Below are 12,333 nucleotides of genomic sequence, written 5' to 3'. Positions count from 1 at the left end.
CTATTATGTCAATATAATAATATATCTTTTTTTCATCACTTTTTGCTATAAAATATGTTCGGCTAAAAGCGACTTTCTTATAGTATCATCTTCGATTTATTTATGCAATAGGGAGATTTACTTTTTATAGAAAGTTTTTGTATGAAAGCATTTTTGATATACTGTGCACTGAAGCAGAAACTGAGAACCGTCCCCTTGCTTTCTGAAAAAAATTATAGATTAATTGTAAGATATTTCTATATGAGTATCCCCATAGCTAAAGCTAGGGGTTTCGAAAGAATAGGCTTCAAAGCCGCATTGTCTTTACGAGGGCTACCACAAGTCCCGCTACTACATCAGGCCTAGGCCTTCAGCTTTGCCTTTCTTTTCTTTATAATGATTATTTTTCGTGGAGATTGGAGGAACTGTTTTCTCTCCAGGCCTTCGAAGACATCCTTGGTATGCTTACGGACAATATTAAAAGCCCCATTCACATCCGCATGGATCAAAATCTTAGAACCTTTGATTTTGTAAAAAGAACGGCTCCTTCTATACCCGCTAAAATTAATATGGTATTCTTCTCCGTAAGTTGGGATCGGGTCATGATTCAAGAAACTAGACTTGGAGGTATAGCTTTCTTCTCGGACAATGACTTGAATTCCATATCGTTCTGCTTTGTACCGAATCATTGATATGAAAGTGGCATATGGGATTTGTATGAAGGTTTGTTTATTCGTCTTTTGCATATCAACCTCCATCTTCCAACCCTCATTTTTTCCAATGATGATCGTATCAATGATTCTTTCTTGAGCAATCTCCACCACTTTTACACTGGCTTTATGTAAAAAATCCATGACTCGATTGTTTCTTTTTCGATCTAAGGAAATTAATCTTGTTGTGTTAAACTTCCCTTCCTTTGGTCCTTTTCCATTTCGAAGGATACTCATGTATTTGGCTCTTAATTTGTTATAGTATTGATTGATTGATTTTAACCATTTGCCCTTGATAAGCAGAGGCATGAGCCCCGTGTTATCGATGATAGTTGCCAGGTTATCTACCCCCAAATCAATACCCATTACTCGTTTCGGCTCAAACACCCACTCATTTACTTGTTTTTCTGATCGTTTGATCTCCTTTTCCACTTCACTTTTAAAAACGACTTCCATGACATACCGAGAATAGGACGGGACAATCCGCACTTGTTGTAGTTTGCCATCTATATGTGCGATTTTTCCTAGTTTTAATGTAAGAGGAGTTCCTGGTAATGAAAGCGTATCTCCACTTTTAATTTTAGTAATTTGATTGGTTAAATAACAGGTTATACGTCCATTCTTCTGTTTATACTTAGGAATCTTTGGTTTTCCTGAAAAGCTAGTAGGCTTGGTTTTATATTTCTTTGAGGCTTCAAAAAAGCTTTTCCAATCATCATATACCTTTTTCATGGTTTGTTGATTGGATTGAGAGGGCATAGAAATGTAATCGGTTTGTTTCATCACTTTAAAAAGTGCTTCTACAAAGTTATAGGGAAGGAATGCTTTCTCTGGATGGGGCATTTCAAATATCTTCGGTTTTGGCTTCAAAACATGACCATTATGATCAACTTTTTTAGGCTTAGATTTGGCTCTCTCAAAACTTTTTTGACGAATTTTATTCATTTGAGGTAAATGGTCTTGAATATCTGTTAGAACTTGAAGTTGATTTTCATTTCTTGTTTCTTTTTTTAAAGCTGTGTAAACCTGTCTAATATAGTAGTTGGTAATATTGTACAAATTTTTCGCTTTAAAACAGAGGGAGTCACAGTAGTCGAACAATTCATGTTCCGAATGAATTTGTATTTTATAGGATCGATACATTTCGTTCATCCCCTTCAAGGAACAAATGTTCTACTTACATCTCCATTATACCAAAGGATTTTATAGAATGTATAGTAAATTACCTACATTATCCTAAAAAAAAACGAACAAAAATACAGCTTATATCCCCATATCTAAAGCTAGGGGTTTTACGCTACTTTTTGATAATCAAGCAGGTTTCTTGGATAATAATGCTTACTCTAATACCCATGACAGCTGCTCCACCTCCATTCTATCCTTTGTGTTCATCTCTTTTATCTCCTTTCGTTATCTTATGTAATGAATATAATAGAGTTTGGTGAAATCTTGGTGAAAAGCGGAAGCTAGTAATAAAGTTTTTTATTTTTTGGGGTTTCGGAGAGTAAAGCGGAGACTGCCATCCCTGGGGCAAAAAAAAAGAGAGTTTCCCCAGCATAAAAAGTAGTGGAATCCTCTTTTTAGTTAATTTATTCGCAAATTTTATTATTTTTCAAGCTACATCCCCTTCAATTTGCCCTATAATCGGAGAGAAAAATATTCTATCGGCGAATTATGAGGTTCTATCGGCGGATTTTCATGTTCTATCAGCGGATTTCTGAGTTCTATCAGCGAATTTTCATGTTCTATCAGCGAATCCCAAGTTTCTATTTGCAAAGAAATAAATTTACAAAATCAACAAATATTTATGTAATGAGTCTTCAAAAATATGTCATAAGTTCCAATAATCATGTCGTAAGTCTCGTAAATAGAGAATTTCCATTGTATAGAAAATAGAATGGGTGTCCATTCTATTAGAAAAGGCATGCCAAAAGATTGCTAGAGGAGAAGCTGGATGGGTTACATGTGTTTTTTCAAAAATAATAGGTAAGGGGAATGAAAATGAACAATCTAACTAATATTTACAATGAACTTACTGCGATTAAAACGTCGGAATTAGAGAAATGCAACAATGAGCTCAATAACAATCATAATGAGACTGTAAAAAAAGCATTAATGGTATATAAAATAGAACTGCTTGAATGCTTAGATATGTATGACCACTATTTGAACTCCTAATGATACCCAGGCTATTCGATGCCTGGGTATTCCTTTTTTCATTATTTCTATAGAAGGAAAGTAAAAAAGGGGCTTGGTAGATTTTTGTCGAAATATTCCATATACAACTAAAGCAGAGGAGGAATATGGTCGATGAAAGCAGAACACAAAGCCTATACACTGATTGGTCCTGACAGAAAACCATATCAGAGCATAACTCCAGGGACTCTTGGAGGAAATCGCAAAGGTAAAATATATGGTCGACTGGATTGTCGAGCAGCAATAAGTGCCATTGAAAAATGGGGGACCACCAAAGAAAGAGTATTTTTTGCGGATGAACAAACAGCGATTGCTGCAGGGTACAGACCATGTGGTTCGTGTATGCGTGAGAAGTATGCTATTTGGAAGGAAGAAAAACAAAAAGAAGGTAAATGAGGGTGAGGTCAACATGTACCAGGCATTCATCAATGGAGTTAATTTATCCTATGACCGAATGGGCAGTGGCGAACCACTGGTCCTCATTCATGGGTTAGGCGAACAAAAGGCAGGTTGGAAATTCCAACATCGTTTTGCAGACCATTTCGATGTTATTATTCCTGATTTACGGGGATTCGGGAAATCCAAATGTCCTGAAGGCGAGGAAATATCCATTAACGCGTTTGCTAGAGATATTGTGAGCTTATTGGATCAGTTGGCGATAAAAGAGGCGCATATACTTGGTTTTTCCATGGGCGGAATCATTTCGCAAGAGATTTATAAGATTTTTCCTGAAAAAGTAAAGTCTTTTATTCTAGCAAGCACTATTTTCTACATTCCCGCCTGGCTTGAAAAACTATTATCACTGAGCAATAAAAAATATGCCAAGATGACCGTTGAACAATTTAAAGAGGAAGCGACATTGCGGTGCCTTTATGATAAAGGCGATGAGATGATTCAAAAAGTTATGCCGAATTGGTCTAATCATTTAGACGGTTTTCTGCCATCCTGGAAGGCATGTATACATATTGATTACCGAGAAACGTTGAAAAATATAAAGGTGCCAACCCTGATCATTTCTTGTCAAAACGATAAAATTTGCCCTTCCTTCATGCAAACAAGAATGCATAAATTAATACCGAATTCAAGGAGGTATTTGATTAAAAAGGCAGGGCATGTGGCGAAAATTGAAAAGAATGAGGAATTTAATAGGGAGGTACTAAATTTTCTGTTGGAGCTTCAAAGGGAATTTCATGGGGATGATTTACACGACCTTAATAGAGCTTTATAACCATCCAACCTTCCCCCATCGCCCCTTTGGAAGGTTGGATGGTGGAAGTCATATATAAAAATTGCAACCACTTAAGCTAAGAATAATTTTTATTAAAAATGTCATTGTTAAAGCTGCACATCATAAAGTTTATTGGCCAAGTTCTCGATGAATTCAAGCTGAACGAGTTGCTGCCGCCAGCGCTCCGGAATCATCGATACACCGTAATATGCTCCAGCTAATTGACCATAGATGGCTCCCGTTGTATCGGCGTCATTTCCCAACTTAACAACTTTCAATAGCCCCTCACTAAAATCTTCAGTGTGGTAAAAAGCCCAGAGAACAGCTTCTAGGGAATGTACAACATACCCACTTCCAATAATAAGCGGTGGTTTTCGATCTCTATAGGAACCCTCAGCCACTTCTTTAATCTTAGGACTCAAAGGTCTTCCCAGTTTATTTTCTACAAAAGAAACAAACTCCTGAGAAAGAAGATACTCCTTCGAAAAGTCATTGACGGCCCCTGCAATCAACCCGCCGAGGTAAAAACAGGCATCAATCGCTTCTTCAGCCTGGTGGGTGGTTCGTGAGCTTTCGCCGGAATAATTGATCGCCCGTTCCATATCATTCGACCAAGCCAAAGGGACGGGTGCTAATCTCATAATCGAACCATTTCCTGCTTTAGAGGGATCCGCTGACCCACTGTAGGGCACCCCTGTCTTGAGATATTGACTCAACGCTTCTCTCGTCGCGATGCCAATATCAAAGCATTCCCCGGTGCTGCTCAAATACCCTTCTTGATACCAGCGAGTATAGCGCTCCATTTGATCGGCAGCATCAAACCCTTTGCTTTCAATGATGCTTTCCGCCAGGCACAGAGCCATCGATGTATCATCTGTCCATTCCCCTGGCTTTAAATCAAAAGGGCCGCCTCCCCGCATATCACTCACCGGTTCAAAGGAACCTGGGGGACAGAATTCAACAGCCGCACCCATGCAATCTCCAACGGCTAATCCAATTAGACTTCCTAGAAATCGGTCACTTTTCTTCATATTGCCCTCTCCTTCATTAAGCATTAGTATTCGGAACTCACCTCTTTATCATTCTTCGTCCTGAATGAATCAAATTTAATTCTAAAATAATATAACAACAAGCCGCTGTATCTCGCCTAGGGTTCCACTCCGCATAATGAGGTAAAAAAAAGGGATTCCCAATTAATATCCAACAAATGTCGTAAGTTTTGTAAAATATGTAGTAAGTGTCCGAAAATATGTAATTAGAGTCTTGAAATATGTAATAAGATCCGAAAAATATGTAATAAGTGTTCGGTTTTATGTCGTAAGTTCCAAAATGCCTCAATTGTGGCACTAACGCTTATATAGCGTACTTATCAAATCGATAAATCCTCCGTATGTCGGCACTTAGGGAAACTGCTGCAACCCAAGAATTCCCCCCGCTTTCCTGTCCTTAGGACCATGGGACTCCCACATTTACTACATGTCCCATATGTATTACTAGGAACAGCTGTAGTAAGATTTGATGGTTCTGTGCTTTCACTAACAGGATTTAATACCAGTATGTAATTAATTAACATATCTCGGTCCACCAGCCGAACATTGCCCTTTTGAGCCAAATCTTTAGCCGCTTTGGTAAAATAACGATTCGAAACTACCCAAGCCTCATCCGCCTTATAATAAGATTTTGCCCCGATTACTTCTTGAACTGCTTTTATGCCTACATCCTTCGAATACCGTTTTGCTTGAACAACAATCTTTTTTCCATCCTTATTAAGCAATAGATCTGCCCCATAATCACCGCTGGCATTCGTTACTTCTGCCCCGTACCCCCTCGATTGATAAAGTTCCTTCAAATAATACTCAAACTGAATGCCATCCATCGAATCAATATCTTTAATTCCAGATCTTCTTAACCGCTCTTTTTGCTTATTATTTTGTAATACAACTAGAACAATCATCAATACTATGACCGCTCCTACGATCCACAGTGTTGCATTGAGCGATTTGGTAAGATACCCGGCGGCTCCGGCAACCAATAAAAGTATCGATGTCATACCCGATTCAAATTCTCTTTGTTGTTTTTTAGTTTTCCTTTTACTCATACGAAATTCCCCCACTAGTTAGCTATCCATTATCCAGCCCCCATCATTCTACCATTTATCACCAGCAATTAACTGACCATTTTTGGTAAAATTCGACGGATATCTTCGTAACTACTGACCATGGGGCCGTTTCTTTTGCCTGCGGCACTACCCTCTATATGTTGGTTCCCATGTTCAAGAATGGAGTTTACTTAACCTTAACTTGATTTCTCATAAAAATAAAAATAGGATATATATACAAATCAAGTTTTATGAATACAATCTATAGTTTAAAAAAGTGAGAGGATGGTTTCCATGGTAAGGGTAAAAAAGAATTTTACTTCTGTTTTAAGCATCATACCTAAGATTCTCCAGGTGTTTTTAAATATTTCTCTCATTTCTTTAGCGATTATTTTATCGATTTTACTCATTAAGGAATTAATCATTTTCAGCCATATTTTGTTAGAAAGTGGCAGCGATGATTATAAACTTTTTCTGGATAATATCCTCATCTTCTTTTTATATTTTGAGTTCATTACGATGATTGTTAAATATTTTAAGGAAGAATACCATTTTCCGATTAGATACTTTATATACATTGGCATCACGGCAATGGTAAGAATTATTATTGTTGATCACGAACAGCCGGTGAATACCATGCTTTATTCCCTTGTCATCTTAATCCTGATCATTGGATATTTTATTTTGAACTTAACTCCTCGCGACCGGCCTGATAGTAAATGGTTCTTTAAAAAAAATAATGTTTGAAGCCGTTAAGAGGAACTCCAAAAGGACAGCTCCCATCACATTAGCAAAATAAAAGGAAGCAGGCACATCTTTATGAGAGATGTATCTGCTTCCTTTTTAATCTGAATTATTCTAATCAATTACTACTTCGTTTCATATCCATTCGGATTTTTTTCCTGCCATCTCCAGGAATCCTTGCACATGTCCTCAATTCCTCTTTCAGCCGTCCAACCCAGTTTATTTTTAGCCTTAGAAGGGTCTGCATAACAAACCGCCACATCACCAGGTCGTCTCTCAACAATTTTATAAGGAACTTTCCTGCCTGAAGCTTTTTCAAAAGCAGCGACCATCTCTAATACACTATAGCCCGTTCCAGTCCCAAGGTTAATGGCATCCACGCCATTAGATAACATGACTCGCTCGAGCGCCTTTAAATGGCCCAACGCCAGGTCAACGACATGAATATAATCCCTTACACCCGAACCATCCACCGTTGGATAGTCACTGCCAAACACTTGTAGTTCTTTCAACTTTCCTACAGCTACCTGAGTAATATATGGCATCAAATTATTCGGGATCCCATTCGGGTCTTCCCCAATTCTGCCGCTCTCATGGGCTCCAATTGGATTAAAGTAACGCAATAAAGCAATGCTCCAGGAATTATCTGCTACATATAAATCGCGCAATATCTCCTCTATCATCAGCTTCGTCCGGCCATAAGGATTTGTGGCACTTAGCGGGAAGTCCTCTGAAATCGGCATCCGCTCAGGCATCCCATACACGGTTGCGGATGAGCTGAACACAAGATTCTTCACTCCATATTTCTTCATGACATCACAAAGAATCAGCGTGCCGGTAATATTATTATGATAATAATGAAGTGGAATAGCTACGGATTCTCCAACGGCTTTTAAGCCTGCAAAATGGATGACAGCTTCTATCGAGTGGTTTTGAAACACCTCTTCAAGACCCCTTCGATCCAGCAAATCCACCTCGTAAAACGTAAAATCCTTTCCCGTTAACTCTTTCACTCTATTTAATGATTCCGGCTTACTGTTCGAAAAATTATCTAGAACAATAATTTCATAGCCTGCTGAAAGCAGTTCCACACAAGTATGACTACCAATATATCCAGCACCGCCTGTTATCAAAATAGCCATTATTAAAACTCTCCTTTATTAAACGCATACTCTTTTATAAAAAATAATGCCCTATACAATATTTTACACTATTCTTGTTATACATAAAAATATTTATAGGAGGGTTCTAATTATTTCCTTAAATTTAGACCCTCGAACACTGTGATAAGAGTCGAAAAATATGGTATAAGTTCCTAGAGATTGCGGAAATTCCCAATAAATATCCAGCAAATGTTGTAAGTTTCGTATTATATGTAATAAGAGTCATAAAATATGTAATAAGATTCAATAAATATGTCGTAAGAACCGAAGAATATGTAATAAGTCCCCAGAGAGCACGGTGATTTCAGATTCGTGAAGAGTCTGGAAGGAAATCGATATCGAATGGTGTTTCCTGTGCCAGTTACACCACGAAAATTGGTAGAAGATTAATAGGTTTTCATCCCTATCGAGAAATGCCCTGGTTAGCATAACTTCTCCAGGGCATTTTGGTCATCGGGGCGTGATAGGCACCGGGTCAAGCAATCATTTAAACGAACAGTTTTATTGAAGAGGCTCTATTTCATTAATATGAAAGCGAAAATCCTTCTGACCTTCGCTTGTATTTTTCACTTTTAGTTTCCCTTCATATAATGACACCCCTGTTTTTAAATCACGAATGGAAATGGTATGGCCATTATTGGTTGAATGGATGATATATATTTTCCCACTCATTACCTTTATATAGGGGGCACCCTCATCTTCCTGATTATAAGGTAAATTAAATGACAGCTTTTTACCCCATTTCCCCTTTTCGATATCATACTGGTTTACTTCTAAACGACCCGCTGTCTGAGATGGAATAAAGATAGTGGAATGAAAGATCGCAGAGAGGTCACCCAGGGTTCCACGGATTTCATCCGGAACCACTAATTTTTTCAACTGATTATTTTCAATATCGTACACCATGACTTCATTGGTTACTAATTCTGGTGCACCGTCCAATATCATTTCACCCTCAGCCGGAACCTGTTTATCTTCATAACTCTCTGTCTTAAACAAAAGGTACTTTTCTGATCCAATCGAATTAAGATCATTGACCAGGATAATATCTGACCAGCCATTCTCTACCGCCGGTGCCGTATGAATCATTTCATCCTTCACTAATTTTTGTTCACCCAAGTTAATCGTGTATCCATTCAGATCATTTCCGCCCTCTGATCGAAACCCACGTGTAATCACCTTTAAGTTACCTTCGATGACTTGAACATCGAGAACCTCTATCCAAGAGTAAATTCCTTTTTTCGGCAAAGCTAACTGGATTGAAGTAGTTTCTTCTGATTTTTTATTTAAAATCTCAATATCAAAATTCTTCGCCTTTATATTGGCGTATACTACTAGATTTTTATTTTCATAAAAGTAATTGGGCGCTAATTCCTTACCGCGCATAAAAGTCCGATGCTGTTCTATTAATTTTTTTAAAACAGGCACGGTGTAATTCCTTTTTAGTTGTTGAAACAGAGATTGATTAGTTAGATTGGTTGTTTCTTTATTTGAAATTTGAAGTGTTCGAAATAGGTTACCAACGGTATAATCACCATAAAAAATGACATTTTCCACTTCATCTTCATTCCCGCTTAATTTTTCAAATTCAACATTTACATTTCCTTTGGCAGCCAAACTAGATTGTATATAGAACGTTCCAATAACCATCACCGTAACGATGCAAACCGAGATAATCTTCCAATATCGTTTCATTTTAGTGCCCTCCTATTAAACCCTTACTTTTTTCGTGATGAGGAAATTCCCTGTCCATACGGCACCCATTAATACAATGAAGCCCGTTGCTAATTCCATGAAAAATAGTTCCAGTGGGTAAAAGTAATTTCTAAGAATAAACTCATTCACTAAAATGGGAGCTAAGAAAATTAGTATAGAAGCGGCGCTATAGAGTATCCCGTAGAACACCCCTTTGATGCGAAAAGAACGTTCAAATAAAATAGCCGTAAAAACAATCAATACCGCAGCCATTCCACCACCATAATAAAGAAGAAATTCACTAAATGTAGTTGGAAACATGATCATTAAATTAGGTTCTTTAATTATTTCATTCAGCGAGAGATTGGCAAGCAACTCATTCGGAACGATCCGCAGTAACATTTGATTTTCGATCGGTAATAATAGGAGCTGCAAGGCTACAATACCTAACATCAATAATAAAATTGTGGTCGCCTTTGCTAAATAGACATGAAGTCGGGCAATCGGCAGCATGAGCAACCGATAAATAAATGTATTTTTTCCAAGCCAATCCCGATACCAGATAAAAAAGACATAAATGATTAATACCGCCAAACAAAGGCCAATCGGTCCCAAAAACCAAAGCGTTTGAGAAATATTATGAAATGAGAAAGTGCCATTTTGTTCGATAAACTTACTCATCGGCATAGATGCCTCGTAAATCATTTTATTTGCTTGATTGACATAGTCTCGTGATACAACAATCACGCCAATTAATTGGGAAAGAATCGTAATTCCGATTAAAACCAGAAATAGTTTCCAAAAACGATTAAACTCAAAATTGACCAACTTCAAATAACGACTCATGCTTTATACACCTCTCTCATGACATCGATGACCGATTTCCCTTCACTTTCTCTGACCTCTTCGGTATCGAATTCCTTTAACACGACCCCATGATCAATTAACACGACTTTATCAATTAGATGTTCGATATCATTAATTTCATGAGTCGTGATGATGACCCCACGGTTCTCAATAAGATGGCTCGTAAAGACCTCAGCAATTTGCTCCCGGCTAAAAATATCAATCCCTGAAAAAGGTTCATCCATTAAAACATAATCCACATCCATCGCTAAACCGAGCAAAAGGTTCACTTTTGCGGTATTGCCTTTCGAAAGTTCAGAAATGCGATCACTTTCTTTCAGCTTGAAAAACTGGAGAAGTTCGCTTGCCCGTTCTTGATTCCAGCAGTCGTAAAAATCAGCCATAAAGGTAAACGCATCGCTAATTTTCATTTGCGGAAGCATCGTAATCGTATCAGGGATAAAGGTAATTTTTTCATAGCTCCCTTTATGAATTTTTTCACCATTTATTAATATTTCACCACCATCAATAGGGGTTAAGGCCATAATCGCTTTCATAATAGTGGTCTTCCCCACGCCATTAATGCCAATTAAACAAGTAATCTTCCCTTTTTCAGCCGTAAAGGAAACTCCATTCAACACATTCTTCCGACCAAATTTTTTCGTTACCTCTTTTACTTCAATCACATAAATCCCCCCTATTCCCTTTCATACGTGTTCTGCACTAAAGTCAAGGCCTCGTGTAAAGGTAAATTGATGGACCGAACAGAATGAACAAAGGCATCGACTGCCTCCAGAATCAATTCCTCTCGTACCATTTTCAACACCTGCTCATCCTTCGTTATGCGGCTAGGCAAATTCCCTTCGGTAAAAATCAACCCTTGTTCCTCCATTTCTTTATACGCACGCTGCGCCGTATTCGGATTAATCTTCAGCTGATTCGCTAGTTCCCTTCTGGATGGAATCTCTTGCCCCGGTTCAAAAAGACCTGTGGCAATTTGTTCTTTAAAATGACGTATCACTTGTACATAAACAGGATCCCGATTGTTAAACTTGACATCCATAGACCCAACTCCCAAAACATAATGGCTTCCAATTCGCTGTATTATTAGGTTAATACAGTTCTTGCAAAAACAAGCAGATTCCGTGTACCTTATTCCAAAAACCTTTATTGTATTAATCACTTAATACAGTATAGGCAGACTAAAAGGGTTATAATCACGGGTAACCACTTTGAATGTATTAAGCGGATAATACACCTGATAAAGTGTATTATACATATAATACACATTGAATGCAATATGGATTATCTGGTTTTTCGTGGGTTGGATTTATTGCCTTCGACAGGGTGGTCGCTTCCACTAGTTACCGTTGGATTGCTTTTTCCCCTTCGACGGGCATCATGGACTTCGTATGCTTACCGTTCTGACGCTTTTTCTCCTTTGACGGTCAGCATTGATCTCCTATGCTTACCGTTCCGACGCTTTTTCCCCTCGCCGGGCATCATTGACCTCTTATTCTTACCGTTCCGCTCACATTTCCCCTTCGACGGGAACTAGTCAAACTTTAGATCATCTTCCGGTATTAGACGCTTAAGCGAGTTGGATAAATAGGCGGAGAAATTCCTCTTAATTAGGAAATAGCACTGAAAATAGCTTAATTAGACGGAAGGATT

General features: G+C 38.0%; 12 protein-coding genes. 4 read left to right on the top strand and 8 right to left on the bottom strand.

Annotated features, from left to right (window positions below; genetic code table 11):
- Nucleotides 1–341: 341 nt before the first annotated feature.
- A complete protein-coding gene (locus BDR01S_RS23170) occupies nt 342–1,832 on the bottom strand; it encodes an RNA-guided endonuclease InsQ/TnpB family protein (protein ID WP_066363351.1) in 1,491 nt (496 codons plus the stop codon).
- An 858-nt stretch (nt 1,833–2,690) separates the two neighbouring features.
- Here BDR01S_RS23170 and BDR01S_RS25525 point away from each other — a divergent pair.
- From BDR01S_RS25525 to BDR01S_RS23160, 3 genes are all read left to right on the top strand, one after another.
- A complete protein-coding gene (locus BDR01S_RS25525) occupies nt 2,691–2,867 on the top strand; it encodes a hypothetical protein (RefSeq protein WP_157406240.1) in 177 nt (58 codons plus the stop codon).
- Nucleotides 2,868–2,999: 132 nt separating this feature from the next.
- Nucleotides 3,000–3,281: an Ada metal-binding domain-containing protein gene (locus tag BDR01S_RS23165; RefSeq protein ID WP_066259399.1), complete on the top strand. Its 282-nt coding sequence runs from the start codon at nt 3,000–3,002 to the stop codon at nt 3,279–3,281.
- 13 nt (nt 3,282–3,294) lie between these two features.
- The gene (locus BDR01S_RS23160; protein WP_066259401.1) at nt 3,295–4,113 is read left to right on the top strand and encodes an alpha/beta fold hydrolase; all 819 of its coding nucleotides are present in this window, start codon (nt 3,295–3,297) and stop codon (nt 4,111–4,113) included.
- 107 nt (nt 4,114–4,220) lie between these two features.
- Here the strand turns inward: BDR01S_RS23160 and BDR01S_RS23155 are convergent, their stop codons facing one another.
- Together BDR01S_RS23155 and BDR01S_RS23150 are read right to left on the bottom strand one after the other, a co-directional pair.
- Nucleotides 4,221–5,144 (bottom strand): ADP-ribosylglycohydrolase family protein, encoded by a 924-nt coding sequence (locus tag BDR01S_RS23155; protein ID WP_066259403.1) that lies wholly within the window; start codon nt 5,142–5,144, stop codon nt 4,221–4,223.
- 338 nt (nt 5,145–5,482) lie between these two features.
- Nucleotides 5,483–6,211, bottom strand: coding sequence for a restriction endonuclease (locus BDR01S_RS23150; protein WP_066259406.1), 729 nt, complete (start codon nt 6,209–6,211; stop codon nt 5,483–5,485).
- A gap of 294 nt (nt 6,212–6,505) precedes the next feature.
- On the opposite strand from BDR01S_RS23150, the gene psiE reads away from it, so the two are divergent.
- Complete coding sequence (psiE, locus tag BDR01S_RS23145; protein ID WP_066259409.1) at nt 6,506–6,958, top strand: phosphate-starvation-inducible protein PsiE; 453 nt, start codon at nt 6,506–6,508, stop codon at nt 6,956–6,958.
- A 122-nt stretch (nt 6,959–7,080) separates the two neighbouring features.
- Here psiE and galE read toward each other — a convergent pair whose 3' ends face one another.
- The 5 genes from galE to BDR01S_RS23120 all read right to left on the bottom strand — a co-directional run bounded on the left by galE (nt 7,081) and on the right by BDR01S_RS23120 (nt 11,722).
- On the bottom strand, nt 7,081–8,097 hold the full coding sequence (gene galE / locus BDR01S_RS23140) for a UDP-glucose 4-epimerase GalE (protein WP_066259412.1): 1,017 nt from the start codon (nt 8,095–8,097) through the stop codon (nt 7,081–7,083).
- 522 nt (nt 8,098–8,619) lie between these two features.
- On the bottom strand, nt 8,620–9,813 hold the full coding sequence (locus tag BDR01S_RS23135) for a hypothetical protein (protein ID WP_066259414.1): 1,194 nt from the start codon (nt 9,811–9,813) through the stop codon (nt 8,620–8,622).
- A 15-nt stretch (nt 9,814–9,828) separates the two neighbouring features.
- Nucleotides 9,829–10,659: a hypothetical protein gene (locus tag BDR01S_RS23130; protein ID WP_066259416.1), complete on the bottom strand. Its 831-nt coding sequence runs from the start codon at nt 10,657–10,659 to the stop codon at nt 9,829–9,831.
- Nucleotides 10,656–11,345 carry an ABC transporter ATP-binding protein gene (locus BDR01S_RS23125; RefSeq protein ID WP_066259420.1) on the bottom strand — a complete coding sequence of 230 codons (690 nt, stop codon included), beginning with the start codon at nt 11,343–11,345 and terminating at the stop codon, nt 10,656–10,658. The genes BDR01S_RS23130 and BDR01S_RS23125 overlap by 4 nt, the downstream gene beginning before the upstream one ends.
- Before the next feature lie 11 nt (nt 11,346–11,356).
- Nucleotides 11,357–11,722, bottom strand: coding sequence for a GntR family transcriptional regulator (locus tag BDR01S_RS23120; RefSeq protein ID WP_066259425.1), 366 nt, complete (start codon nt 11,720–11,722; stop codon nt 11,357–11,359).
- Nucleotides 11,723–12,333: the final 611 nt, after the last annotated feature.

This window comes from Neobacillus drentensis NBRC 102427 (assembly GCF_001591445.1).
Classification (GTDB): Bacteria; Bacillota; Bacilli; order Bacillales; family Cytobacillaceae; genus Neobacillus; species Neobacillus drentensis.
The sequence above is the reverse complement of the archived record's forward strand: the minus strand, read 5'-3'. Positions and strand labels throughout refer to the sequence as shown.